This window comes from Corynebacterium sp. HMSC06C06 (assembly GCF_001807295.1).
In the GTDB taxonomy this organism is placed as follows: domain Bacteria; phylum Actinomycetota; class Actinomycetes; order Mycobacteriales; family Mycobacteriaceae; genus Corynebacterium; species Corynebacterium striatum.
Genome location: NZ_KV788492.1, coordinates 1 through 26,681 on the forward strand (window position 1 = coordinate 1; position 26,681 = coordinate 26,681).

The window sequence follows — 26,681 nt, forward strand, 5'->3', positions numbered from 1 at the left end:
AACCAATGGTGCAACGACGCCTAGAATCCGCCCTGCCGCAATTAGTGCTGCTCGTTCGGATCGTTGTCCGCGTCTTCCTTGGTCTCGTGGACGGTGCCCTTAACGTGTTCCGGTGCGGCGTTGATGGAGTAGAGCTTTGCCGGCTCGGAACCCTTGTTGACGAAGTTGTGCCACTTGCCAGCTGGTACGAAGATGGCAAAGTCGTCTTCGACTACCTGGTCGATGTCCAGGTTGTTCTTGTCTTCACCAATCATGATGCGGCCCTGGCCGGACTCGAGGCGTAGAAACTGGTCATGGTCATCGTGGACCTCCGCGCCGATTTCGCCGCCGTCCTGCCATTGCCTCTTATGCTGTTCGGACTTTTTGTGGTTGCGGATGGACATCATGCCGATGGCGATACCGATGACGATGGGCACCCACACCTTCGAGTTATCGAGCAAGAAAACCATCCACTCGGGCAGCGCCGGGAGGTCAGGGAAATCGATGTTCGGCGAGTTGATGTTCGGCCAATCGATACTGATGGTTGGCAGATGGATTTGGGGAAGCTCGGGGAGGTCTGGAAGATCTGGCCAGTCGATGTCGGGAATAGGCAGCAAGCCCAAAAGCTTGCGCAGGATTGGGCCGAGCACGATAACAGCCAACGCCCAACCGCCTTTACCAAGGCCCGCGAGGAGGGGATAGGTCACGCGTTTAACGGGACTTTGCTCCATTGCTTCGCGACGCCGCGCACCACGGCTGCCAGCTGGTGGCTCAAACTCGATGACCTCTTTGCCGTTGTGATAAGTCACCTCGAGCAACTCGTCGAGAGCATTCGCGTGGAGCTTGAGGTGCGGCTTCGTGCGGTTGACGGCATCGAAGCCGTGCAGCGCGTCGGTATCGATTTGTTTTAGTGCCACTCGCGCCGAAGACAACGAGGTGTACCTTCCAAGGACTTCGCCGTCGAGGCAAACTTGCACGCGAATAGGTGGATTATTAATGAATGCCCGGATTCTTTCTTTAAGCGGCATGTTGGCGTCCAGGGCGTTGTATTCTTGCTCGCTCGGTTCTTGCGGCCAGTCTTCATAAGCTTCAGCAAACTCCACATCTGGGCCGACCGTGACTTCGAGTTTTCCGGCCTCCGGATGGTCAAGAGTCCACGTTTCCATGATCTAGGCCTTCCTTCCTGTTAACCAGCTGCCCAACCAAGCAAGCAGGACGACTTCAACTGCGTAAATCCACGTACCGGTGTTGTAGTACATCTTGGTAGAAAGCCAAAACATAAAAGCTGCAATGAGCGGAAAGGACAGTGTATAGCGGAAGAGCCGGCCGTCCAGTATGCCCAATGCCAACGCCATCACTGGCAGCAGCACCAGCATGGACACAGTCGCTGTACTCCCACTAAGAGCCGCGCCCACAATCCCCGGCACCACGAAGAACGCTAACGCGGTTGCGATAAACGAGAGGTAGGCCCGTTTCGGACGAGACGTCGATTCCATGGCCCTGACCTTACAGCCTGCGGGATCATTCTTAGGAATGATTCTTTGACTTCGAGCGGTAGGGGGATTCCTATCGAAATAGATTGAAAAGAATTCGCTGTCTTTGACCTAATGCCTGAACTTTTAACAATGAGTTGAAAGATAAGGGGCGAAGGTAAAACCCTCGCCTGCTGGGGTTGAACGCCGAGAAAGCGAGGGGAGAAATTGTGCCCCCGACAGGGATCGAACCTGCGACCTTCGGTACCGGAAACCGATGCTCTAATCCGCTGAGCTACGGAGGCAAAAGATATGCGGCATGCGCCAGATATCAACGGTGTGATTCTAGCGCATGCTGTCACCAAGTAGCCAATGCGGGGGCTACTTAGTGGTGTGGTGTCTAGCTTTAGTGGTGTGGCGTCTAGCTAGCCTGGCTACTTCACGATGACCACGATGAGGTCGCGCGGACCGTGGACGCCCTCCACACGGGAGAGCTCAATGTCAGAGGTAGCAGACGGGCCGGAGATCCACGTAGCGGGGAAGTCCGGGTTAATGCGAGAGACCATCTCCGGAACTCCGTAGACGATCTGGTCCTTGCGCACGATGCAGACGTGACGATCCGGAACCAAAGTTAGGGCGCGGCGACCACACAGTGGGCCGGCTTCTAGCACGATGGTGCCAGTCTGTGCCGAGGTGACGTGGGACTCGGTCAGCACAGCATCAACGGTGTCGAGTTCGCGCGGATCCGAAGTTGGATCGTCAGGGGTGAAGGTGGCGTTGGACGTGATGGCGTCGATAAGCGCTGCGTCCATTCCCTGAGCGTAGGTGACCTTGGAGCATTCCTTGTTAGTGAAAATCTGGGAAATGGTCTCTGCCAGCTCAGCCTCGGTGGTCACGTGGACTGCGGCCTTGTAATCCTCGAGGCGTTCCACAAGCATGTCACGCAGCTCGTCGGCATTGAGCGTGCCCTTGGTGTCGTACTCACGCGGTGCCTCCACGTGATCGGACAAGCCTGCCTGCTTCTGCGCGGTGCGAATGCGCTTCAGGATCTCTTCTTTGGCGGTACTCACTTGATGCCCTCCTTCTTGGCCTGGGCGAGCAGTTCTTTAGCTTCATCGGAGTCGAACCACTGACGGAAAGACTTCTTTGGTGGAACAGCAGTATCGCGGGCATCGGACCACCCGGACAGGAACAACGGGAGCTTGTCCATCACTCCGTTGAATCCGCCGAGAACGCGGCCCAGCGCAACCATGTGCGTGACCTGGTTCCAGATCTTCGGGTGACCCCAGACCAGCTGAACCACGCTGAAGAGCTTGGACTCGACTGGTGGGGTAGCGTGGGTGACCTTTTGGTGGCGGTTCTCCAGGATGACCTCAGAAAGCGGAATCTTCACCGGGCAAACCTCGTCGCAGCGTCCACACAGGGAGCATGCATAAGGCAGGCTGGCGGAAGGATCGTGGTGGTCCTTCATACCGGTCAGCTGTGGGGTCAGGGAGATGCCAATCGGGCCAGGGTAAACGGAGCCGTATGCGTGGCCGCCGGCGCGCTCGTAGACCGGGCAAACGTTAAGGCAAGCCGAGCAACGGATGCATTTGAGAGCCTGGTGGCCAATCGGGCTGGACAGGGCAGCGGTACGACCGTTGTCCAAAAGAATCAGGTGGAAGTTCTTCGGGCCGTCGTTTTCAGTTACGCCCGCCCACATGGAGGTGTATGGGTTCATGCGCTCTGCTGTGGAAGAACGCGGCAGCAGCTGCAGGAAGACCTCAAGGTCCTGGAAAGTTGGCACGAGCTTTTCGATGCCCATCACGGTAATCAGGGTCTCCGGCAGGGTCAGACACATACGGCCATTGCCCTCGGACTCCACAATGTTGATGGTGCCGGTCTCGGCAACGCCGAAGTTCGCGCCGGAGATGGCAACCTTGGCCTTCATGAACTGTTCGCGCAGGAAGGTACGAGAAGCCTCCGCGAGTTCGGCTGGCTCAGCCTTTAGGGATTCATCCGTGTGCGGCATTTTGTTGACGAAGATGTCACGGATTTCGGCACGGTTGCGGTGGATGGCCGGAACCAGGATGTGGGAGGGCTTATCCTCGCCCAGCTGAACGATGAGCTCAGCCAGGTCGGTTTCGCGGGCATTGATCCCTACGGACTCGAGGTGCTCGTTCAGGCCGATTTCCTGGGTTGCCATGGACTTGACCTTGACGATGTCGGTCTCGCCGGTCTCGCGGATAAGGCCCTCGATGATTTCGTTGGCTTCCTTAGCGTCGCGTGCCCAATGGACGATGCCGCCGCGCTTGGTTACCTGCTCCTCGAACTGCTCGAGAAGTTCCGGCATGCGGGCAGCAACGTCTTCTTTGATTGCGGAGCCGGCGTCGCGCAGCTTCTGCCAGTCCGGCAGCTCTTCGACGGCGTTGGCACGCTTATTACGAATGGTGGTGGTGGCGTGGTGCAGGTTACGACGCTGGGTCGCGTTGTTGAGGCCAACGTGGGCGAGTGGAACGAATGCCTTCTCGCCGCGGAGGTTGCCGTAGCCCTCCGGCGCGCGAGGCGGGGTGGTGTCGAGGAAGGAAGTCATTAGAGCATCTTCTCCTTGGAGTAAGCGGCCGTCTCAGGGGTCCAAGGGTGTTCCTTGGTGGAGGCCAAAATTTCAGCCATGTGCAGCACGCGAACGCCGCTGCGCTGGCGCGCTAGTGCGCCGCCGATGTTCATAAGGCAAGAGGAGTCGCCGCCGGTGAGGTACTCGGCTTCGGTGTCCTTCACGTGGCGGGTTTTGTCAGAAACCATGGCCTGGGAGACCTCTGGGTTCTTAAGTGAGAAGGTGCCGCCGAAGCCACAGCACTCTTCGACGTTTTCGAGCGGCACGAGGTCGATTCCCTCGACCTTGCTCAGCAGCTGGTACGGGCGGTCACCGAGCTTCAGGAAGCGCAAGCCGTGGCAGGAAGCATGGTAGGTGACCTTGTGCGGGAAGAAAGCGCCGAGGTTGGTGCGCTGCTCGATGTCCACGAGGAATTCGGGCAGGTCCAAGGTCTTCTGGGAGGCCTTTTTAGCGCCATCCACGTCAGCGGAGGAGCCGAACCGGTCAGCAATCTTGACGTGCTGCTCACGAACTGCGCCAACACACGAGCCGGAGGCGGAAACCACGTAATCGATGGAAGGATCTGCGAACGCGTCCGCGTAGCTGCGGATCATGCCCAGTGTTTCCTTCTGGTAACCAGTATTGATGTGCATCTGGCCGCAACAAGTTTGCTCTTCTGGGAAGACCACTTCGTGGCCCAAACGGGAGAGGATTAGTGCGGTTGCCTTGTGAGCGTCCGGGAAGAGGGCGTCACCAATGCACGTAGAAAAAAGTGCAATTCGCATGCTTGCGCTCCTTTAACTGCCCAGTATGTGCCATGGAAGTCAGCGCGTACTTGGGTGGGCTAATTTTTATGGGTGTGCCTTAAATAATACCGATAAAAACGCAGAATTTCATAGTGAAAATGCCGTCTAGCTGCGGTTATTCTGCAACACTAATGTTGCGAAATTTATTACGTGCGCAAACCACTACCGCCGTGCGTCTCGTGGGGAACTTGTGGTTTCTGATGAGTGATGCGTCACTTTAAGGCAATATACCTTTTGGGGGTAGACAAAAGTCTCCCCATCGCGCGGCTGTAATTGCAGCGGATGCGGAGACTTTCTTTAGGGGCAGAAGTTTTAAGGAACTAGGAAGCCCAACGCGTTGGTCATGAGGAACACAATGACACACACGACGGCCAGGAAGACGAGCGAGTAGCCCACGACTGCCTTGAGGATGCGGGACTCCTCGCCCTCCATCTGAACTGCCGTTGCGGCGATGGCCAGCGACTGCGGGGAGATCATCTTGCCCACAACGCCACCGGCGGTATTCGCCGCCAGCATGAGGTCTGGGTTGACGCCGATGCGTTCTGCAGCGGTGACCTGGAGGTTGGCAAAGAGGGCGTTGGCCGAGGTATCCGAACCGGTAACTGCAGTGCCGATCCAGCCCAGCACCGGCGCGAAGAGCGCGAAGATGCCGCCCGCGGAGGCCACGAATTCACCGATAGAGATGGTCTGGCCGGAGTAATTCATGGTGTAGGCCAAAGCGAGAACCAAGATGATGGTCAACGCAGAGAACTTCATGCGGGAGCAAACCTCACCGAACTTTTTCAGTGGGGCAGACTTCGGCAGGTGGTAGTGGCCGTTCTCGTTGAAGATCCAGAAGATGATGGCCACGATGAGTCCGGAGATGAGCAACAGCGTGCCCGGGTTGCCAAAGACATTGAAGCTAAACGAGGTGTCCATTACCTTGCCAGCAGAGTCAAGGACTGTGCCATCCAGGCCCGGCCAGGCGAACTTAATCTTCCAGAACCCAAAGAGCTTCGGAGCTGCGGTAGCTACCGCGAAGACTGCGGTCACGACTGCGTAGGGCAGCAGCGCCATCCAGATGCGGCTGCCGGACAAGTCGGTGACTGCCTGCTGCGCCGGAATGCCCATGCGCTCACGCAGCTCAGCAACGCCCTTTGGCTTCCACATGCGCAGAAATACGAACGCGCAGCCCAGCGAGACGATGCAGGCCACAACGTTGGTGAGCTGGTAGGCAAAGAAGTTGGCCGCAGCCCACTGCGCGATGGCAAAAGAAACGCCGATGACGCCAGCAGCCGGGGCGGCTTCCTTGACGCCGCGGACTCCGTCCAAGATGAACAGGATGAAGAAGGGGACTGCCGCTGCAATCAGCAGCACCTGCAAGGAAATAAGTCCTGCGATATCAGCAGTCTGCTCGGCGGTACGGCCGCCCACCTCACCGGCGGTGGTCACTGGAATGCCCACCGCGCCGAAGGCAACCGGTGCAGTGTTGGCGATGAGTACAGTCGTGGCAGCCTTGAGCGGCTTGACACCCAGCGCCAGAATCATCGTCGCGGTAATCGCCACTGGGGCGCCGAAGCCGGCGAGAGCCTCAAGCAGGCCGCCGAAGCAAAACGCGATGAGGATGGCCTGGATGCGGATGTCACCGTCGCCAAGCAGGTCGAAAGTCTTGCGAAGATCCTCAAAACGCCCAGAGGCCACGGTGATCTCGTAGAACCAAATGGCGGTGATGATCACCCAGACAATCGGCAACAAGCCAAAGAGGCCACCGCGTGCGGCGGAGGACAGCGCCATGCCCGTGGGCATGTCGAAGCCGAAGATAGCAATGGCGAGAGCCACGATGAGTGCCACAGCACCCGAGGTATGTGCGCGAGCCTTAAGACCCAGCAACATGATGAAGAAGGCGATGAGGGGAAGTGTCGCTACGGCAGCGGAAAGGCCGAGGCTACCGCCAATGGCATCCGTCGATATTTGGAAAGTGTTCATAGTTACCCAAGTCTCTAGAAGGAAAACGAGTGTCTTATTTAATACACAGTCTTTCTAAAGCCTAAAACTTGAGCGAGCCTTTTCGCGTAAGTTTCGCAATAAAGGGCATATGTCACACAAGTTGCTTGCTGTTATAAAAGACCCCAACGCGTGCCTGATGCTGCTCATGTCAGCGCGGGACGATAGACTTTGACGCTATGAATCCCGTAGATCTTTCTGTGCTTATTAAAGAGACCGCAGTCGCTGTATTGAGCGAACACGAGCTCGACACCGCCGTCCTTCCTGAGACCGTGACCGTGGAGCGTCCGCGTAATCCCGAGCACGGTGACTACGCCACCAACCTTGCCCTGCAGGTAGCCAAGAAGGCCGGCGTGAATCCGCGCGAGCTGGCCACCTGGCTGGCCGAGGCGTTGGCTAAGCACGACGCCATTGACGTCGCCGAGATCGCAGGCCCGGGCTTCCTGAACATCCGCCTGGCAGCCGCCGCACAGGGCGCCATCGTGGACCAGGTCCGCCAAGCAGGCACTAACTACGGCCACAACGATGCCTACAAAGGCCAGAAGATTAACCTCGAATTCGTCTCCGCTAACCCCACCGGTCCGATCCACCTGGGCGGCACCCGTTGGGCAGCCGTGGGCGATTCCCTCGGCCGCGTGCTCGAAGCCTCCGGCGCTGAGGTAACCCGCGAGTACTACTTCAACGATCATGGCCGCCAGATCGACCGCTTCTCCAACTCGCTCGTGGCTGCGGCCAAGGGCGAGCCGACTCCGGAGGACGGCTATGGCGGAGAGTACATCCAGGAGATCGCAGCCAACGTCCAAAACCAGGTCCCCGATGCACTCGAGGGCACCGAGGACGAGGTCCGCGAGAAGTTCCGCGCCGCTGGTGTGGAAATGATGTTTGACCACATTAAGGAGTCCCTGCACGAGTTTGGCGTTGACTTCGACGTCTACTTCCACGAGAACTCCCTGTTCGAGTCCGGCGCCGTTGACAAGGCCGTGGCGCACCTTAAGGACAACGAGAAGCTCTACTTCGAGGACGGCGCCTGGTGGCTCAAGTCCACCGACTACGGCGATGACAAGGACCGCGTGGTCATCAAGTCTGACGGCGACGCCGCATACATCGCTGGCGACATCGCCTACGTTGCGGACAAGTTCGACCGTGGCCACGACCTCGCTATCTACATGCTGGGTGCGGACCACCATGGCTACATCGCCCGCCTGCGCGCCGCCGCTGCCGCCATGGGCTATAACCCAGAGCAGGTCGAGGTTCTCATCGGTCAGATGGTGAACCTGCTGCGCGACGGCAAGGCTGTGCGCATGTCCAAGCGTGCTGGCACCGTCATCACTCTCGACGACCTCGTCGAGGCCATCGGCGTCGATGGCGCACGCTACTCCCTGGTGCGTTCTTCCGTGGATCAGTCCATCGACATCGACCTGGGCCTGTGGGCTTCCCAGTCCTCCGATAACCCTGTTTACTACGTTCAGTACGGCCACGCGCGCATCTGCTCCATCCTGCGCAAGGCGCAAGAGCTGGGCCTTGACGCCGCGGCTATGGCAGATGCAGATCTCGCGCTTCTCACCCACGAGAAGGAAGGCGATCTCATCCGCACCTTGGGCGAGTTCCCTGAGGTTGTCTCCACCGCAGCGACCTTGCGCGAGCCGCACCGCATCGCCCGCTTTGCCGAGGATCTTGCTGCTGTGTTCCACCGCTTCTATGACCAGTGCCAGGTGCTGCCGAAGGCAGGGGAGGAGACGCAGCCAATCCACATCGCACGCCTCGCGCTTGCCGACGCCGCCCGTCAGGTCCTCGCCAACGCCCTCACCATGGTGGGGGTTAGCGCGCCGGAGAAGATGTAAATGGATTTTAACGAGCTGCCAGCGCACGTCTGGCCCCGTAACTCGCGCCGCGAAGAAGACGGCGTGGTTACCGTCGCCGGGGTCCCGCTGACGGAACTCGCCGAAGAATACGGCACGCCACTCTACGTCTTCGACGAGGATGACTTCCGCTCCCGTTGCCGCGACATGGCCCGCGCCTTCGGCGGCCCTGAGCACGTGCACTATGCCTCCAAGGCTTTCATCACCAAGCGCATCGTGAAATGGGTAAACGAGGAAGGCCTGTGCCTTGACGTCGCCTCCCTCAACGAGGCCAAGGTGGCGCTGGCCGCCGGTTTCCCGCCGGCCCGCATGACCGCCCACGGCAACAACAAGGAGCCCGAGTACCTCGAGCTGTGCGTGGACAACGAGATCGCGCACGTCGTCCTCGATAACGAAGGCGAGCTGGCACAGCTCAACGAGATCGCGCGCGCCGCTGGCCGCGTGCAGCCGGTGATGATCCGGGTCAAGCCGGGTGTCGACGCCCACACGCATGAGTTCATCGCCACCTCGCACGAGGACCAGAAGTTCGGCATCTCCTTGGCCACGGGCGCGGCTTTCGACGCCGCCAAGGCTGCCCTCGAGTCCGAGAATCTTCAGCTCGTGGGCCTGCACTGCCACGTGGGTTCCTCCGTGTTCAACGCTGAAGGCTTTAAGCTCGCCGCAGAGCGCGTGCTCTCGCTGTACAAGCGTATCCACACCGAGCTGGGTGTAGCACTTAAGGAACTCGACCTAGGTGGCGGCTTCGGCATTCCGTACATGGAGTACGAGGAGGCACTCGACGTCGCCAAGCTGGCACAAGATCTCCTGGCAGCCGTGGAGCGCACCGCGCACGAGCTCGACATCGAGCCGCCCTTCGTGCTCGTCGAGCCGGGCCGCTCCCTCGTGGGCGCAAGCGCAGTCACCGTCTATTCCGTGGGTACGGTCAAGGACGTGGAGACCGGCAAGGCCGAGCTGCCTATCCGCCGTTATCTTTCCGTCGACGGCGGCATGTCCGACAACATCCGCCCAGCGCTCTACGAATCCGAGTATGACGTGCGTGTAGCCAATCGTTTCACCGACGGTGAGCCCGTGGACTCCCGCGTGGTGGGTTTCCACTGCGAATCCGGCGACATCTTGGTCAACGAACGCAAGCTTCCGGGAGACATCACCACCGGCGACCTGCTCACGTTCGCAACCACTGGCGCCTATCAGTACATGATGGCGTCGCGCTACAACGGCGCACTGCGCCCGGCCGTGGTGTCGGTGCGCAATGGGCAGGCAAATCTGATGCTGCGTCGCGAGACTGTCGATGACCTTTTGGCTCTCGAAGTCAATTAAATTCACTTAAAATCCACTGGCGGTGGGGCCATGACCAAAAGGTTTGCCCCTCCGCCTTCCTATATGGGGCCATGATTTGGATCCCTAAACCCAAAACTAGACAGCTCGTTCTGTATAGTGTGGTTAACAATTTCAGTACCGACGAATGAGGGACGATATGACTTCACAGACCAAGATTCGCACCGGCAAGGGCGAGGGCGAAGCAGTAGGTATTGCACTGCTCGGTTTCGGCACTGTCGGCGCCGAGGTCTTCCGCCTGCTGGGGGAGAACGCTGATGCTTTTGCACATCGCATTGGTGGTCCCGCAGAGATTCGTGGCGTAGCTGTCCAAAACAAGAACAAGCTGCGCCCAGGCGTTCCTAAGGACCTGCTTACTGACGACGCCAAGGCGCTAGTCATGCGCGACGATATCGACTTGGTCGTCGAGGTCATCGGCGGTATTGACTACCCGCGCGAGCTGCTGCTGGCCGCGCTCAATGCGGGCAAGTCCGTGGTGACCGCGAACAAGGCTCTGGTGGCCGCGCACGCGGACGAGCTGGCTGAGGCTGCCGACCGTGCGGGAGTCGACCTCTACTTCGAGGCGGCCGTCGCAGCCGCCATCCCGGTGGTAGGAATGCTGCGCCGCTCGCTGGCGGGTGACCAGGTGCAGCGCATCTCCGGTATCGTCAACGGCACCACCAACTTCATCCTGGATGCGATGGAGACCACCGGCGCTTCCTACGAGGATGCGCTGGCTGAGGCCACCCGCCTGGGCTACGCGGAGGCAGACCCGACCGCCGACGTCGAGGGCCATGATGCAGCTTCCAAGGCAGCCATCTTGGCTTCGTTGGGCTTCTACACCCGAGTCACCTTTGATGACGTCTACTGCGAGGGTATCTCGAGCATCACCGCTGACGACATCGCCGCTGCGAAGAAGGCGGGTTACTCCATCAAACTGCTTGCCATCTGTGAGCGCTTGCGCGACGAAGATGGCAACGAGTCCGTCAACGCCCGCGTCCACCCGACGCTCGTCCCGAAGGATCATCCGTTGGCTTCTGTGAACAAGTCTTATAACGCAATCTTCGTCGAGGCAGAGGCAGCAGGTTCCCTAATGTTCTATGGCAACGGCGCAGGCGGTAATCCTACTGCTTCCGCAGTGCTTGGCGACGTCGTCGGTGCCTCCCGCAACATCGTCCACGGCGGCCGCGCACCAGGGGAAAACACCTACGCCAACCTGCCGATTGCTCCCTTCGGTGAGGTTTCCACCCGCTACCACATCGACATGGAGGTCGCAGATCGCACCGGCGTTCTGGCGGCGATCTCCGCGCAGTTTGCCAAGCACAACGTCTCCCTGCGCACCGTGCGCCAAGAGGACGGCGACGACACCGCACGTCTCATCGTGGTCACCCATGCGGCCACCGAGGCGGAGCTCGAGGCCATCGTCTCTGAGCTGAGCACTCTCGACGAGGTCAAGGCAGTGCACTCCGTTATCCGCCTGGGCGGTGAAGCCCTGTGAGCATCGAGCTAGAGGTCGGCACCAAGGCCATCGTCACGGTTCCAGCCTCCTCGGCCAACTTGGGCCCAGGCTTCGACACGCTCGGAATTGCGCTGAGCCTGTACGACACCGTCGAGGTAGAGGTCACCAACTCTGGTCTTGAAGTAGAGATCTTCGGCGAGGGCGCCGAGGACCTGCCGCGTGACGGCTCCCACCTAGTGGTCAAGGCAATTCGTTCGGCCCTCAACGCTGCTGATGTTTCCGCGCCCGGCCTGCGCGTGGTCTGTAACAACAACATTCCGCAGTCCCGCGGCCTGGGTTCCTCGGCGTCGGCAGCCGTAGCAGGCGTTGCCGCCGGCAACGGACTTGCCGGATTCCCGCTCACCGAGCAGCAAGTAGTGCAGCTTTCCTCGGCTTTCGAGGGACACCCAGATAATGCCGCGGCATCGGTTCTGGGCAACGCGGTGGTCTCGTGGACCACGGTTCCCGTCGATGGCCATTCCCTGCCGGAGTACAAGGCAGTCACCGTGGATGTGCATAAGGACATCAAGGCAACGGCATTGGTGCCTAACTTCCACGCATCGACCCAAGCCGTGCGCCGCGTGCTGCCATCCCACGTCACCCACGGCGACGCAACGTTCAACGTCTCGCGCACCGCTGTGCAGGTCGTAGCGCTTCAGAACTACCCAGAGCTGCTCTGGGAAGGTACGCGCGACCGCTTGCACCAGCCTTACCGTGCCGACGTCCTACCGGTGACCTCCGAGTGGGTCAACCGTCTGCGCAACCGTGGTTTCGCGGCCTATCTTTCGGGCGCCGGCCCTACCGCCATGGTGCTGCACACCGAGCCCATCGACGAAAACATCTTGCGCGACGCGCGCGAGGCCGGCCTCCGCGTTATCCCCTTGGAGGTCGCGGGGCCGGTCGAGGTTAAGGTCGTTCAGGCTTAAGAAGACCGCTTCACGTGCACGCAGCAGGTTCCGTTGCCAGACTTCGGAAGCAGCGTGAGCTTGAGGCGGTTTCCTGCGTCTGCGGCTGATTGCTCGAGGAAGCCGTCGTGGATAGCACACAAGAATGGGGAAGGCTTGATGCCTGCGGTCACGAATGGGCAGGCGTGCAGCTCCATGTCCGTGTGGCCCTTTTCCTCAAGGTCGGCGTTTGAGGCAGTAGGGTCGAAACCCATGTCACGCATCTTGCGGTAAAGCGGGGTCAGCGCATTCGCGGAAGCGTACTGGTCCTGCTGCGTGGAGTTGGCCCACTTACGGCCGATTTCCCGGGCTTGTTCGGAGGCGAAGTCATTAAGCTGGTCTTTGTCCGCGAGCATCTCTGCTAAGACGCTGATCAAGGTCACGTATTCCTCGGCCACCGAGCGATTGTCAGGGATGCGTACCTGGAAGATAAGCGAGGGACGTCCGCGGCCCTTCGCCGGGGCCGTGATAACGCGCACGGCGCCCACGTGTACGAGCTCGTCTAGATGGCCGCGCGCGGTGTTGACATGCATGCCCATGTCTTGGGCGATGTCTGCTGCGCGTGCTCCCTGGGGATATTCCTGCAACGCGTTGAGAACCTCGCGCTGCTTTGGGGAAAGGCGCAGCGCCTCGGGAAAAAGTTCTGTGGAAGAACGCGGAGCTTGGGTAGGCATATGTTTACCTCGGTGAAAGTTCTTGACGTGAATTTATTAGGGTAATCGGTTGTTAAAAACGACGATACAACTACAACCCGTAAAAAATACAAACTAGCGAGTGCGATATATGCCACTACGTGGAGCGACTGCCCCCTAATTAGTGAGGATGGAGCAGTGGACTTGCTCGCCGACGGCGAGGTTTGTTGCCTCGGTGACCGAGATTTCGGCGTCTACAGATTGCCCGCCCAGGTCCAGGGTAACGACGGCCCGGTCCAAGGAGATAGCTCGTAAATCCAGCACGGTGGCAGTGATGCTTCCGGAAGGGGAAAGCACGACGTCGCTGTTGCTTAGGACGAGCGTTGTGTCGCCCTGCGGATCGGGCTGCAGCGCGCCTGCAACCTGGTTGCCGCGGATGACGCTGCGGCCAAGTAACTGCGCCACGAAGCGGTTGGGCGGAGCATTGACGACGTCCTGGCGAGGGGCGTGGGCAAGAATTTCGCCTTTTTCCACCACCGCGATGTCATCGGCCAGGCTGAGAAGATCGAGAACATTGTGGGTGACGAGGATCGTGGTGCGGTCGTGCGCCGCGGCAGCAAGCAGGCGGCGCCATTGTGCGGCGGCAGCGGCGTCCACTGCCGCCAGGGGTTCGTCGAGTAGCAGCACTGCCGGCCGCGCGGCCAAAGCGCGCACCAAGGCGGCTTGTGCTGCTTGTCCGCCGGAGAGGTCCCGCACTTTGACGTGGGCGATCTCATCCAAGCCGGCAGCGGAAATGAGCTGCGCGGTAACGTCCTCGGCACCGGTGACCATGGTGATCGCCTCGGTCACTGTGGCCAGCGGCGGCAATGCGGGCTTCTGGGTGAGCATGACGCTTTCGGAGGAGTCAGCGATGCGGCGCAGCAGCGTTGTCTTGCCAGCGCCGTTAACGCCCACCACGGCGGTCGTGGCATGGGGCCGGAACGGCGTGAGTTCGCGGCTTCGCGGCGGCCTGCTTAGCTCGCGGAGATTTTCGATATCAAGTGGGCCTTGTGCGTGTGCCCGTGGCGCTGGTTCCTTGCGCAGCAGCGTGGGCAGGCCCGCGAGTGCTAAACAAAGCACGGCCAGGCCGATGAGCACGGCGGAGAGAGCATAGGCGTTGTCCGCGCTGACCTCGCGTTCTAAGTAGATGCCGCTTGACATCGTGCGCGTAATACCTGGCGCCGAACCAGCGAAGGTAATCGTGGTGCCAAACTCGCCCAGGCTGCGCGCGCAGGCCAGAACGGCGCCGGTAAAGATGGAGGGCGCAACGGTAGGCAGCGTGATCTTCTGCCATATCGCCCACCGTGACATTCCCACCCGGCGCGCTGAGGTGGATACCTCCTGGTCAATGTGGCGTAATGCCGAGTCCACCGCCACCACCACGAAGGGCAGCGCCACGAAAGTATGCGCTGTGACTACACCGGCAAAGGAAAAGGCGAACTTCAAGTGGAGGGCGTCGAGAAGCGGGGCCAAGAGCCCGCGCCGACCGAGTGCCGCGCTTAGCGCTAGGCCACCCACCACCGGCGGCATGGCCAGCGGAAGGTAGACCAGCAGGCGCACAGCCTGGCCCATGCGTTTGAGGCCGTGGAGCCACACGGCGAGCCCGACGCCCAGGAACGTGGCAAGGACGGTGGCCAAGACCGCAGAAGCCAAAGTCACGCGCAGCAAGTCGTGGGTGGAGTCTTGACCGACGACCGCCCCGAGACGAGACCACGGCACGCGCGTTGCTAGCGCCACGACGGGAATCGCAACGTATAAAACCGCCACAGCGCCCACGATGGCGAAGGGCCACGGGGCGCGGGTGGGGGTTTCGTGAGAAGCCATGCAGAGCAGTTTAGTCGGCGGGTTGGAAGCCGTACTGCGTCCAGGTTTCATCAAAGTCGTCGGAGAGCGTATCCAGTAATTGCTCGGCAGCGTCGCGTCGCTCGGAATGCGTGACCACCGCGCCCATAATCTTGTTACGGTACTTCTCAGCGCCCTCGATGGGGATGACCTCGAGCTCTGGGTTGGCCGCGGCGTCTGTGGAGTAGACAAAGCCGGCGTCGGCTTCGCCGCTGGCGACCTTGCCCACGACGTCGGCTACCTGGCCTTCTTGCGAATCGGGAGTAATGGTGAGGTGGAGATCCTCCATGATCTTGTCCGCGATGTCGCCGCAGGGCACGGACGGATCGCAGCGCACGAAGTAGTCCTCCTCGCGCAAGTCCCGGACCGAGGAAATCCCTGCCGGATTACCGGGTGGGACCACCATGACCATGGTGTTGGTGGCCAGCACGCGGGGCTTGTCCACATCGCCGTTGTCCACGGCTTTGTCCATGGTCTTTTCTGAGGCCGTGATGAGGAGGTCTGCCGGTGCTCCTTGGTGAATCTGCTCGACGAGGGATGCTGATCCGCCGTTGTTGATTAGCACTGGGGTGGTGGCCGTGAGGGCATCGTTGAGCACACGCGTCGAGGACGCAGCAAAAACGTTGAGTTCCGCGGGGTCGCTGGCGCAGGCGCTCAGCGACAGAGCCGCCAGCGCCGATCCAATGAGTGGGTTAAGGAGCTTCTTCACAGACATCTAACTTACGCCAGCACTAGGCGGTGCGGGTGAACTTGATGTGGAAATCTTGTGGTTCTTCCTTGAGGTAGGCAAGGTCGAAGGACTCCTCGCGTGCCTCAATCTCCTTGAGCAGTGGCACCGGGTTGTGCGGCGCGATGAGGATCATCGACTCGCCAACGTTGAGGGTGCCGAGCGCGCCGTGGATCGCGCCGTGGCGGACTGCGTGCGGAATTTCAGAGGCGTTCAGGGTAGGGATGTCGTTGCCCTTGTGCGCATCAGAGATAGGCAGTTGCATGATGTTCCTTTCGTTGGAGGTGCTCGAAAGCGTTTCGAGTTTCACCTTAGACCCAATATTAGTACGATAAAAGTTGTGAAAAATATTGCGCATCGTTTCGTGTTTCTGGCATTCGCCGGCGCGGCGTTGCTCGTCGGCCTTTTCGCCGGTGCCTCACTGCTGGGCGTCGCCCCAGCCAGCGCAGTAACCAACGCCCATGGCCCGCTGATGGTGTTCGGTTTCGTGGGAGGTGCCATCGGCTTGGAGCGTGCCGTCGCGGTGAAGAAGACGTGGGCCTGGGCGGGCCCGGCCTTCCACGTGCTGGCAGTGCTAACGCTCCTCGCCGGGGTAACGCGACCCGTACCCGCGGTGTGCTTTGCACTGAGCTTCCTCGTCCTGGGCTTTATCTATCTGGAGGTCCATCGCCGCCAGCCCACCCTCGCTGTCCTCGTCCAGGCTGCCGGCGTGATTGGGGGAGTCGCCGCTTCCTTACTGTGGGCGATGACGCCCTCCTTTGCTACGGCCATGCCGCTGTGTGTCCTCTACGTCGTTGCCACCATCATCGGCGAACGCATGGAGCTCGCCCGCGTGACCATGGCCGGCACTCGCGCGGAAAACCTCATCACTGCATTGGTCCTCTCCCTGGCAGCCGCGGGAGTTATCTACATCCTCGTACCCGCAGTGGGCTACCGCCTGATGGGTGCGCTTTTGCTCGCCATCTCCTGGACCACTGTCCGCGTGGACGTGGCCAAGAACCTCGTGCGCGCTAAGGGGCTGCCCCGATATTCCGCAGCCTGCATGTTGGCCGGTTACTTCTGGCTGGCAGTTGCTGGACTGGCGTGGCTGGGCATGGGGCAGGTCAGCGGCTTTAGCTACGACGCTTCGGTGCACACCATTTTCTTGGGCTTTGTCATGTCCATGATCTTTGCGCACGCACCGATCATCTTGACGTCTGTCATTCGAAAGAAGCTGCCCTATAACCCCGTTCTCTACGGGCCTGTGGTGCTACTGCACGCGGGCCTTATGGTGCGCGTCGGCGCGGATATCGTTGCTCACACTGGGGTGTATCAGGTAGGCGGTATGACTAACGTGGTGGCGGTGCTGCTGTTTGTTTTAAGTGGCTTTGTTTTGACCATCCGGGAGGCACGACGTGCACATCGCTGACGTATCTTTAGCCCCCCGCGGACGCTGGCACACGATTGCAGCGAGCGTCATTGGCTTCTGGGTGCTGGTGGGCGTTGCCATCAACGTGGCAGGAAATCTCGGTGTCAACGTGGTGTGGTGGGATCTCATTCACCCGTTCACGATTGGCGCGATGACCACGGCAATCATCGTGTATTCCACGCACTTTACTGAGGCACTGACCCGCATGCAGGCCCGTGGCTACAAATCGGTGGCCTGGCGCGTGGCGCTAATTCAGGTGGGCTTGGTCCTCCTGCTCGTCGATCGTGCGGGCTATGATTGGGGCCCGCTTTCCGACGCCGCCTCGCTTCTCATCATCGTCACCTTCTTCTGGCACGCGTGGGACATCTACCGCGCGCTCAAAGGTTCGCTCGCGGGTTCTTTTGCCGTGACAGTACCTTTCTACATTGCTGCCGCCGTGTTCTTGATGGCCTCAGTCGTGATGGTCATTTTCGCGGCTAACGGCGTGGGCAACTACTCACTGCTGGTCGCCGCGCACTCCCGCGGAATGGTGTGGGGCTTTGCCTGGCTGACCATCCTCGGAACAGTGGTCACGCTGCTGCCCACGCTGTCGGGCACCAAGATCGCCCCGGCAGCGCGCGCCCGCTGTTCCCGGGCACTTATAGTGCACTGCGTAGGCCTCGCCCTCGCGGTGGGGCTTTACGCAGTGGGGCTTACTCGGGCAGCGGGCATGGCCCAGTTGCTCGTCGTGCTCGCCGCAATTTACATCATTCAGCCCATCCTGGCCACGGTGGTGGCGGGAAACCCGCAGCAGACCACGGCGACGGTCTCGGCCGTCGCCGGATTGTTGTGGATGCTCAGCTTATGCGCTGCGGACGCGGTGTGCGCCGTAATCGGCGTCTACCCCCGCGCGGTGACGTTGTTGCTCATGCCCGCCTTCGTCGGCGCTGGCCTGTTGCAATTGGTCACCGGCGTGCTCCATCACCTCCTGCCCACCCTGGTGGGCGGCGGGACGGCGAAAGTCACACTAGGGCGAAAAGTCGCTGACCGCGGCGGTTATGCACGTTTGGTGCTTATCAACTTGGGCGCAGTGTTGTGCTTACTCGGCGCGGATGTTGCCGGGCTTATCATGATGGGGCTTGGCCTCATCACCAACGTCTTGGCCATCGTAGTGGCCGTTTACAAGCAGAATAGACTGGAGAACTAAATGCTCAGCGTTTCTTCGAATCAATCTCCGAAGCCGCCGGCTCAAAACAATTGGGCTTCCTGGTTGCTCATCGGCATTGCCCTTGCCGCGGTTATCGCGCTCGCGGTGTTTAATAGCACGGGCAAGGCGCAAAGGGCGTCGGAAAGCGCGGGCGTGGAAGCGACCGTTGTCGACGTCTCAGTCTCCGGCATGGCCTTCGTCCCGGCCTCCATTGACGTGCCACAGGGCGCCCACCTGGTGATCAACTTCACCAACGACGGCGACCAGGTCCACGACCTAAAGATTGGTGACAACGAGACAGGCCGTGTGGAGCCAGGCAAGACCGTTGAGCTCGACGCAGGCATCATCAACGAATCCACCCAGGGCTATTGCACCATCGCCGGGCACAAAGCACAGGGTATGGTGCTCCAGATAAACACGACTGACGACGCCGCGGGAGCTGCCAGCACCGCAGGCTCTGCAGGCACAGCAGGCGATGCTCAGCACGAGCACCATCACTCTGCGAGCCACCCCGACGTACCGAGTGCAGCGGAGCGCACCAAGAAGCGCGACGACTTCAAGGCTTTCGATGCCCGCTTGGCCAAGGCCGAAGGAACCACCCACGAGGAGACCTGGACCATGACCGAGGAAGAAGTCGAGGTCGCACCCGGGGTAAAACAAACGCGGTGGCTATTCAACGGCCAAGCCCCAGGGCCAACCCTGCGCGGCAAGGTAGGCGACAAGTTCAAGATCACCATCAAGAATGAGGGAACGATGGGCCACTCCATCGACTTCCACGCCGGTGAGGTCAATCCGGATGAGAACATGAAGTCCATCGACCCGGGCCAGTCGCTAACTTACGAGTTCACCGCTAACCGCTCGGGCATCTGGATGTATCACTGCTCCACGGCGCCGATGAGCCTGCACATCGCCAATGGAATGGCGGGCGCTGTCGTTATCGATCCAGCTGAACTCAGCGATGTGGATGCCGAGTACGCCATGATTGCCTCTGACATCTTCCTAGGCGACGAGAACGGTGCCGATGCGGACCGCGTCTCTAACGGTGAGTACGACCTGATGGCGTTTAACTACTACCCGAACCAGTACGACCTTGAGCCACTGCATGCCAAGGTAGGCGATAAGGTTCGCATCTGGCTGCTCAACGTGGGCCCAGACCAGCCGTTGTCCTTCCACGTGGTGGGCGAGCAGTTCGACACCGCGTATAAGGAGGGCGACTACCTCATTAAGGACCGTCGCGATTCGGGTTCGCAGGCGCTGGATCTGCTTCCCGCGCAGGGCGGCTTCGTGGAGATGACGTTCAATGAACCCGGCACCTATAGCTTTGTCAATCACATCATGACCTCGGCCGAAAAGGGTCAGCACGGAAAGATTGTGGTCACGCAGTAGCGCTTAGACAAAAGGAGCGAGGAAGAAATCTTCCTCGCTCCTTTAATCGATCTAGTGCTTAGGCACCGTGGGCAGGAGTCTCGTTGGCGTCGAGCTGCGCGCGGTGGGAACGCACCGGCTCCCACGCAGTGTGCGAGCGCATATCCGTAGTGCGCTGGTCGCGGGAACGGTAGACCACGTACGGACGGGTGACGTAGCCAACCGGCGCTGAGAAAGCGTGAACCAGGCGAGTAAAAGGCCAGACGGCGATGATGGTAAAACCACACAAAACGTGGACCTTGAACTGCCAGGGAACATCAGCCATCCACTCCGGGTGGATGTTGAAGATCAGCAGTTGGCGCAGCCACGGCGAGATGGTTTCGCGGTAGTCATAGCCTTGAGGTCCGCCGAAGACCTGGGTGCTAAACGTCGCGATGGTGCCAGACAGCAGCGCTAGCGCCAGGAAGAAGTACATGACCTTGTCCGAGCTCGAGGTGGACAGGAACACTGAGCGATTAACAATGCGGCGGTAGAGCAGACCCAGGAAGCCAAGAACTACGGCGACCGCCGCGATAGAGCCAGGGATCGTCGCTAACAGGTGATAAGCGTGGTCACTGATGCCTACCGCACGCGTCCACGACTTTGGGAAAGCCAGGCCCATCAGATGGCCGATGACCACGAAGACCATGCCCCAGTGGAACAGCGGGGAGGAAAGGCGCAGCAGCTTCGATTCATAGATCTGGGAAGAGTGCGTGGTCCAACCGAATTGGTCGGTGCGCCAGCGCCAGAAGATGCCGACGAAAAACGCGGCGATGGCCAGCCACGGGAAGGCACCCCATAAAAAGTTGTTGAAATAATCCATGAGTGCTCCTTAAACGAGATCAGGTTGGGCAGTGGGGAAAGGAAGATCAGCAATGCCCACCATCTCAGCTGGAGGGCCGGTACGAATGAGATCGACGTATTTCTGAGCGGTTTCGGCATCTACCTCCGGCAGCGCCTTGCACACGGCGACGATAAGGCGCACATAAGGCGAATCCTGTTGTGAAAGTGCAGCACGCAGCACTTCTATGCCCTCGCGATAGCTCGCCAGCATCTCAACGGCGCGCGCATGGTCTTCGCCCTCGGCGAGTCCTAGCGCTTCCAGAACCACGCAGAGGTGGTCCGGCAATTCATTTTCTGCCAGCTGGAAACCAAATGACTCAAGCTGTTGGGAGAAAGACAAGATGGCCATTCCGCGCTGCCGGGTATCGCCGACGGCGTAGTAGGACAAAAACAGCGAGCAGCGGCGACGCTGATCGAAGGTCTCAACGTAGTGCTCCTGCAGTGCGCGCAGCCCCGCGGTACGGGCGGCGTCGATAAAGCCCATGAAATCCGTTGCCAGCGCCATTGGTAGCTGGTCGAGCTGGTCCTGGACCACGTCCAAATGGGAGAGAAAATCCTCCTCCGGGTAGCGCAGCAAGACGCTGGCCGCCATGGCGACGATACGCCGCTGGGTCTCATCGACCGCCACCGGTGTCACGAAGTCAGTGGGGACCTGGCCGGTGTGCGTGCGTGCCGTGCGCTTGACATCGGCAGCTCCGCCCAAAGAGCCGATGCCGGCAGGCACACCGCTGACGGTGCCGAATCCTGCCACGGCGTCATCTTGCGGAGGTTGAGCCGCACGGGCGGCAAGTTTTTCAAAGATCTTCATCTTTCAGACTTACCCCCCTAGTCGCGGTTTGGGAACATCGAATCGGGGCGGTCACCAGTCCACGACAGCAGGGAAACCGTGCCGGAACCTGCTGCCGCGCCGTGCGTGCAGGCCTCCGGCGCGCCCATGCCCAAGTCGTGGAAGACGTCCTCGGAAGCGCGTGCCGGGTCGACGTCGCCGAAAGGATCCAGCGAAGCGATGCCACGCGGGGTCTCCGGGGAGGCAGTCGGGATGACGTAGCGGTCGTCGTACTTGGCGATGGAAAGCAGGCGGTACATAGCCACCATGTCCTCTCCGGTCATGCCGACGGCCTGTGCAATTTCCTCCTGTGGCTCGTTGTCCAAGTTGATATCGCGCATGTAGGAGCGCATAGCGACGAGGCGGCGCAGCGACTTTTCCACTGGCACAGTATCGCCTGCGGTGAAAAGACCTGCGAGGTACTCCAGCGGAATACGCATGTTAGACAGCGCGGAGAAGAGGATCTTGTGGTCCTCGCCGTCAATGCCGGTGGCGCTTACCTGGTCCACGATGGGCGAAAGTGGCGGGATGTACCAGACCATCGGCAGCGTGCGGTACTCAGGGTGCAGCGGAAGCGCGACGTTGTACTTGAAGATGAGGTCGTAGATTGGCGAGTTCTGCGCGGCATCGATCCAGGAGTGCGGGATGCCTTCTTTCTGTGCGGCAGCTACGACAGCAGGGTCGTGCGGGTCCAGCATGATGGACTTCTGCGCTTCAAAGAGGTCCTGATCATTCGGCGTCGAGGCAGCCTCGGCCACGCGATCGGCATCGTAGAAGATGACGCCCAAGTAGCGCAGGCGGCCCACGCAGGTTTCAGAGCAAACCGTGGGCTGGCCTACCTCAAGGCGCGGGTAGCAGAGCGTACATTTCTCGGCCTTGCCGGTCTTGTGATTGAAGTAAACCTTCTTATAAGGGCAGCCCGAGACACACATGCGCCAGCCGCGGCACTGGTCCTGATCCACGAGCACGATGCCGTCTTCAGCGCGCTTGTACATCGCGCCGGAAGGGCACGAAGACACGCAGGTGGGGTTCATGCAATGCTCGCAGATGCGTGGCAGGTAGAACATGAAGGAGTCCTCGATCTCCTTCTTTACCTGCAGATTCATCTGGTGCAGGGTAGGGTCCTGGTCCATGGTCTCAACAGAACCACCCAGGTTGTCATCCCAGTTGGAAGACCACTCAATCTTGTTTATCTCGCGGCCATCGATTTGAGAGACCGGCTTTGCGGTGGGCTGGGTCTTTTGACCAGCCTTGGCACCCATCAGATCCTCGTACTGGTAGCTCCACGGCTCGTAGTAGTCCTGGATGGTCGGCAGGTTCGGGTTATGGAACAGGGTAGCCAGCTTCTTCAAGCGTCCACCGGCCTTGGGTTTGAGCTTGCCAGAGCCGGTAAGCTCCCAGCCGCCCTTCCACTTTTCCTGGTCCTCCCAGGTGCGGGGGTAGCCCACGCCGGGACGAGTTTCAACGTTATTGAACCAGATGTACTCGGTGCCTTCGCGGTTGGTCCATGCCTGCTTACACGTGACCGAACAGGTGTGGCAGCCGATGCACTTGTCCAGGTTCATGATCATGGAGATTTGGGCCATGACTTTCATTAGTAAGAAACCTCCTGGGAGCGACGGCGCACGCGGGTGACTTCGTCGCGGTTGTTGCCGGTTGGGCCGATGTAATTGAAGTGATAGGTCAGCTGGCCGTAGCCGCCGGCAATGTGGACCGGCTTGATGGAGATACGGGTCAGCGAGTTGTGCGTGCCGCCGCGGCGGCCGGTGAACTCATTGATTGGGGTACCAACGGTGCGTTCCTGGGCGTGGTTGCAGATCATTGTGCCCTCCGGGATGCGGTGGGAGACGATGGCGCGGGCGGACACGATGCCGTTGCGGTTGTAGACCTCAACCCACTCGTTGTCCTTCACGCCGATCTTTGCGGCGTCCTTGTCCGACATCCAGACCACCTGGCCGCCGCGGGAAATAGACAGCACGTGCAGGTTGTCGAAGTACTGCGAGTGAATCGACCACTTGTTGTGGGTGGTGAGATAACGCAGGGTGACCTCGACCTCGCCGCGCTCATTCTGCAAGGTCTGGCCCGGCGCGAATTCGCCGTGCATATGCAGATGATCAAGCGGCGGGCGGAAGATAGGCAGCGCCTCGCCGTAGTCCATGAACCAATCGTGGTCGATGTAGTAGTGCATGCGGCCGGTCAGCGTGTGCCATGGCTTGTCGAACTCGACGTTGATACTAAACGCCGTGTAGCGGCGCTTATTGCGCTTGTCAGCCGTCCATTCCGGCGAGGTGATGACCTCGGTCGGGCGCTCCTTGATGGAATCCCAGCTGATGCGCACGTCTTCATCGGAGGCCGCAAGCGGTGTCATGTCACGGCCGGTGCGCGAAGACAGATACTCGAAGCCTTGCTTTGCCAGCTCGCCGTTGGATACACCGGACAGGTGCAAGATGGCGTCGATGACCTTTGTGTCTTTGCTCAGGTCAATGAGCTCACCCATCGAGGTCTTCGAGGTTCCACAGATGAGCTCAAGCTCCTTGACCTGCTTTTCCACGTTGAACTTGGTGCCATGCACTGCAGTCCCGGCCTTGGCCGGCAGCGGGCCCAAGTGAGTCCACTTCTCATAGATCTTGGTGTAGTCACGCTCCACCACATGCAGCTTCGGCATGGTAACCCCTGGCACCAAGCCGAGCTTTTCGACGTCGGGCACAATGCCGTTTGGCATGCCCAACTCATCGGGGGAGTCGTGGTGGCTCGGTTGCGTGACGATGTCAGTTTGCACGCCGAGCCACTTTGCGGACTTGGCAGAAAGCGAAGCCGCGAGGTCGCGGAAGACCTCGAAGTCGGTGCGCGACTCCCACGGCGGGTTGATGGCCGCGTTGAAGGAGTGCAGGTATGGGTGCATATCCGTCGAGGACATATCGTGCTTTTCGTACCAGGTAGCTGCTGGCAGCACGATGTCAGAGACCAAGGTGGTCGACGTATTGCGGAAGTCCGTGGTCATCATGAGGTCGAGCTTGCCCTCAGGAGCCTCATCAACCCACTTGATGGTGCGCGGACGATCCTCGGCAGCGAGCTCTTCGGCCGTGGCATCGGAGTCGATTCCGAGCAAGTGACGCAGGAAAAACTCGGTGCCCTTTGCAGAAGACCCCAGCAGGTTGGTACGCCAGTTCAAAAGAATGCGCGGCCAGTTTTCTTCTGCCGAAGGGTTGTCGTAGGAGAACTCGAGGTCGCCATCTTTGAGTTGGCTTACAACGTAGTCATTGATGTCGACGCCTTTTTCCTTTGCCTCTGCCGCAAGTAATAGGTTGTTGCGGTTGAACTGCGGGTAAGCCGGCATCCAGCCGCGACGCATAGCCTCAGCCATGGTGTCGGAGACCATCTTGTCACCGATGACACCGTGGTTGGCCAGGGGCGATCCCAGATGGGAGGCGCGGGAGTTGTCGTAGCGGTATTGCTCGGTGGCGAAGTAGTAGAAGCCTGTCGAAATCATGTGGCGCGGAGGACGCTGCCAGTCGGTGGCCATGGCCCACTGGGTCCAGCCGTTGATAGGGCGCAGCTTCTCCTGGCCCACGTAGTGAGCCCAGCCGCCACCGTTCACACCCTGGGTGCCGCACATCGAGGTCAGCGCCAAGAAGGTGCGGTAGATGGTATCTGCGTGGAAGTAGTGGTTGACGCCGGCACCCATGATGATCTGGGAGCGCCCTTTGGAATCTGCGGCGTTCTGCGCGAACTCACGGCCGATGCGGATGGCGGTATCGGCAGGCACGCCGGTGAGGCCTTCCTGCCAGGCTGGCGTGCCCACTTCGGAGGCATCGTAGAAGTCCTTCGGCCAGGAACCTGGCAAGTTAAGCTCTTCGCGGTTGACGCCGTAGTGCGCGAGCATGACGTCGAAGACGGTGGTCACGAGTTTGCCGTCGACGCGACGAACCGGCACACCGCGGTGCACGATGCCCGTGCCGACTGGCTTGTCGGTGCCGATGTCGGCTGGATCCGCATCTAGGTCGAAGCGCGGGAAGAGTACCTCGGCGGTCTCGAAGGAATCGGTCTCTGCGATGGACATGACAGGATCGGCGTTGTCGAGGGAGAGGTTCCACTTCGCCGAGTTATTGTCCCAGCGGTCAGCGACGGTACCGCCTGGATCGACTACCTTGCCATCTTCTTCCATGACCAGGCCACGGTGGGTGGCGTTTGGCGAGGAATTCAGCTCCGCATCGGAGACCTGGGAAGCTGTGAGGAACTTGCCTGGGGTATAGGTGCCGTCCTCGCGCTTGTCCAAGGTGACCAAGAAAGGCGAGTCCGTGTACTTGCGCATGTAGTTCAAGAAGTATGGTTCTTGGCGCTCAACGTGGAACTTCTTCAAAATGACATGCCCCATGGCAAAGGCCAAAGCGGCATCAGAGCCCGGCTCGATGCGGGCCCACTCGTCGGCGAACTTTGTGTTGTCAGCGAAGTCCGGCGAAACCACGACGACCTTGGTGCCTTTGTAGCGTGACTCCACCATGAAGTGTGCATCCGGGGTACGGGTTACCGGGATGTTGGAGCCCCACATCATGAGATAGGAGGAGTTGTACCAGTCACCGGATTCCGGCACGTCAGTCTGATCACCGAAGGTCTGGGGGGATGCTGGCGGCAGGTCGGCGTACCAGTCATAGAAGGACAAAGCGACGCCGCCGATGCTTTGCAGGAAGCGGGTGCCGGCGCCATAAGAGACCTGCGACATGGCAGGAATAACTGTAAAGCCGAAGATGCGGTCCGGACCGTACTTGCGAATGGTGTAAACGTGCGCCGCAGCAGCGATGTCGATTGCCTCTTCGTAGCTGATACGAATCAGGCCGCCCTTGCCACGCTGGGAGATATAAGCCTTGCGCTTTTCGGGATCTTCCTGGATGGCACGCCATGCGAGGACAGAGTCGCCGCCGTTTTTAGCTTTTTCCTCACGGAACATGTCCACCAGAACGCCGCGCGCATAGGGATAGCGCACGCGGGTAGGCGAGTAGGTGTACCAGGAGAAAGAAGCACCACGAGGGCATCCGCGCGGCTCGTATTCCGGCATGTCATTGCCGGTGGTCGGGTAGTCCACGGCCTGGGATTCCCAGGTGATGACGCCATCTTTGACGTAGACTTTCCACGAGCAAGAACCCGTGCAGTTGACGCCGTGTGTAGAGCGAACCATTTTGTCGAAGGCCCAGCGGTTACGGTAGAAGACATCTGCCTGCCTGCCGCCCTTCAAAAACAGCTGTTGGCCAGAGTCGCTGGCTTCGCCTTTGCGCAGATAGGCGCCGAGCTTGAAAAGGGAGCTGGGGCCGGATTTATTTTCAGTCATGGGGGTGGGTTACTCCTTTAGTAA

The 26,681-nt window shown here is 60.2% G+C and carries 20 protein-coding genes, 1 tRNA gene and 1 pseudogene; 7 read left to right on the forward strand and 15 right to left on the reverse strand.

Translation table 11 applies throughout. The features are described from left to right. Window positions 1–41: 41 nt before the first annotated feature. The 7 genes and pseudogenes from HMPREF3153_RS13025 to HMPREF3153_RS06600 all read right to left on the reverse strand — a co-directional run. Window positions 42–329 (reverse strand): annotated as a pseudogene (locus HMPREF3153_RS13025) (cupin domain-containing protein); the annotation flags it as partial. 819 nt (window positions 330–1,148) lie between these two features. Further along, a complete protein-coding gene (locus tag HMPREF3153_RS06575) occupies window positions 1,149–1,475 on the reverse strand; it encodes a hypothetical protein (RefSeq protein WP_049146355.1) in 327 nt (108 codons plus the stop codon). Between the two features lie 207 nt (window positions 1,476–1,682). Further along, a tRNA-Arg gene (locus HMPREF3153_RS06580) sits at window positions 1,683–1,756 on the reverse strand. 129 nt (window positions 1,757–1,885) lie between these two features. Beyond that, complete coding sequence (locus HMPREF3153_RS06585) at window positions 1,886–2,521, reverse strand: LutC/YkgG family protein (protein WP_049192431.1); 636 nt, start codon at window positions 2,519–2,521, stop codon at window positions 1,886–1,888. Then, window positions 2,518–4,023 carry a LutB/LldF family L-lactate oxidation iron-sulfur protein gene (locus HMPREF3153_RS06590; protein WP_005531999.1) on the reverse strand — a complete coding sequence of 502 codons (1,506 nt, stop codon included), beginning with the start codon at window positions 4,021–4,023 and terminating at the stop codon, window positions 2,518–2,520. Before HMPREF3153_RS06590 ends, HMPREF3153_RS06585 begins: the two co-directional genes overlap by 4 nt. Further along, window positions 4,023–4,808 carry a (Fe-S)-binding protein gene (locus HMPREF3153_RS06595; RefSeq protein WP_070420385.1) on the reverse strand — a complete coding sequence of 262 codons (786 nt, stop codon included), beginning with the start codon at window positions 4,806–4,808 and terminating at the stop codon, window positions 4,023–4,025. Before HMPREF3153_RS06595 ends, HMPREF3153_RS06590 begins: the two co-directional genes overlap by 1 nt. Window positions 4,809–5,141: 333 nt before the next feature. Continuing rightward, on the reverse strand, window positions 5,142–6,794 hold the full coding sequence (locus HMPREF3153_RS06600; protein ID WP_070420386.1) for an L-lactate permease: 1,653 nt from the start codon (window positions 6,792–6,794) through the stop codon (window positions 5,142–5,144). Window positions 6,795–6,991: 197 nt separating this feature from the next. Between HMPREF3153_RS06600 and argS the strand changes: the two genes are divergently transcribed. The 4 genes from argS to thrB all read left to right on the forward strand — a co-directional run bounded on the left by argS (window position 6,992) and on the right by thrB (window position 12,409). Continuing rightward, window positions 6,992–8,653: an arginine--tRNA ligase gene (gene argS / locus HMPREF3153_RS06605; protein ID WP_070420387.1), complete on the forward strand. Its 1,662-nt coding sequence runs from the start codon at window positions 6,992–6,994 to the stop codon at window positions 8,651–8,653. Beyond that, window positions 8,654–9,988: a diaminopimelate decarboxylase gene (gene lysA / locus HMPREF3153_RS06610; RefSeq protein WP_046645518.1), complete on the forward strand. Its 1,335-nt coding sequence runs from the start codon at window positions 8,654–8,656 to the stop codon at window positions 9,986–9,988. 157 nt (window positions 9,989–10,145) lie between these two features. Continuing rightward, entirely contained in the window at window positions 10,146–11,483 is a 1,338-nt protein-coding gene (locus HMPREF3153_RS06615) for a homoserine dehydrogenase (RefSeq protein ID WP_070420388.1), read from the forward strand. After that, entirely contained in the window at window positions 11,480–12,409 is a 930-nt protein-coding gene (gene thrB, locus HMPREF3153_RS06620; RefSeq protein ID WP_046645520.1) for a homoserine kinase, read from the forward strand. Before HMPREF3153_RS06615 ends, thrB begins: the two co-directional genes overlap by 4 nt. On the opposite strand, the gene HMPREF3153_RS06625 is transcribed toward thrB, so the two are convergent. From HMPREF3153_RS06625 to HMPREF3153_RS06640, 4 genes are all read right to left on the reverse strand, one after another. Further along, entirely contained in the window at window positions 12,406–13,101 is a 696-nt protein-coding gene (locus tag HMPREF3153_RS06625) for a helix-turn-helix transcriptional regulator (RefSeq protein ID WP_070420389.1), read from the reverse strand. The genes thrB and HMPREF3153_RS06625 overlap by 4 nt on opposite strands. A 135-nt stretch (window positions 13,102–13,236) precedes the next feature. Next, window positions 13,237–14,922, reverse strand: coding sequence for an ATP-binding cassette domain-containing protein (locus HMPREF3153_RS06630; protein ID WP_070420390.1), 1,686 nt, complete (start codon window positions 14,920–14,922; stop codon window positions 13,237–13,239). A gap of 10 nt (window positions 14,923–14,932) precedes the next feature. Next, window positions 14,933–15,655 carry a molybdate ABC transporter substrate-binding protein gene (gene modA / locus HMPREF3153_RS06635; RefSeq protein ID WP_046645523.1) on the reverse strand — a complete coding sequence of 241 codons (723 nt, stop codon included), beginning with the start codon at window positions 15,653–15,655 and terminating at the stop codon, window positions 14,933–14,935. Window positions 15,656–15,671: 16 nt separating this feature from the next. After that, window positions 15,672–15,932, reverse strand: coding sequence for a DUF2249 domain-containing protein (locus HMPREF3153_RS06640; RefSeq protein WP_034657596.1), 261 nt, complete (start codon window positions 15,930–15,932; stop codon window positions 15,672–15,674). A 75-nt stretch (window positions 15,933–16,007) separates the two neighbouring features. On the opposite strand from HMPREF3153_RS06640, the gene HMPREF3153_RS06645 reads away from it, so the two are divergent. Genes HMPREF3153_RS06645 through HMPREF3153_RS06655 form a run of 3 tightly spaced genes read left to right on the forward strand, consistent with a single transcriptional unit; the run spans window position 16,008 to window position 19,647 of the window. After that, a complete protein-coding gene (locus HMPREF3153_RS06645) occupies window positions 16,008–17,075 on the forward strand; it encodes a hypothetical protein (RefSeq protein ID WP_070420391.1) in 1,068 nt (355 codons plus the stop codon). Continuing rightward, a complete protein-coding gene (locus HMPREF3153_RS06650) occupies window positions 17,062–18,261 on the forward strand; it encodes a beta-carotene 15,15'-monooxygenase (protein WP_070420392.1) in 1,200 nt (399 codons plus the stop codon). The genes HMPREF3153_RS06645 and HMPREF3153_RS06650 overlap by 14 nt, the downstream gene beginning before the upstream one ends. Further along, on the forward strand, window positions 18,262–19,647 hold the full coding sequence (locus tag HMPREF3153_RS06655) for a multicopper oxidase domain-containing protein (RefSeq protein ID WP_070420393.1): 1,386 nt from the start codon (window positions 18,262–18,264) through the stop codon (window positions 19,645–19,647). A gap of 58 nt (window positions 19,648–19,705) precedes the next feature. Here the strand turns inward: HMPREF3153_RS06655 and narI are convergent, their stop codons facing one another. From narI to HMPREF3153_RS06675, 4 genes are read right to left on the reverse strand one after another with little or no spacing between them, the layout of a single operon-like run. Continuing rightward, complete coding sequence (narI, locus tag HMPREF3153_RS06660; RefSeq protein ID WP_049192437.1) at window positions 19,706–20,488, reverse strand: respiratory nitrate reductase subunit gamma; 783 nt, start codon at window positions 20,486–20,488, stop codon at window positions 19,706–19,708. 9 nt (window positions 20,489–20,497) lie between these two features. After that, a complete protein-coding gene (gene narJ, locus HMPREF3153_RS06665) occupies window positions 20,498–21,316 on the reverse strand; it encodes a nitrate reductase molybdenum cofactor assembly chaperone (RefSeq protein WP_083280968.1) in 819 nt (272 codons plus the stop codon). Window positions 21,317–21,333: 17 nt separating this feature from the next. Continuing rightward, complete coding sequence (gene narH, locus HMPREF3153_RS06670) at window positions 21,334–22,929, reverse strand: nitrate reductase subunit beta (RefSeq protein ID WP_070420394.1); 1,596 nt, start codon at window positions 22,927–22,929, stop codon at window positions 21,334–21,336. Further along, the gene (locus HMPREF3153_RS06675) at window positions 22,929–26,657 is read right to left on the reverse strand and encodes a nitrate reductase subunit alpha (protein WP_070420395.1); all 3,729 of its coding nucleotides are present in this window, start codon (window positions 26,655–26,657) and stop codon (window positions 22,929–22,931) included. The genes narH and HMPREF3153_RS06675 overlap by 1 nt, the downstream gene beginning before the upstream one ends. Window positions 26,658–26,681: the final 24 nt, after the last annotated feature.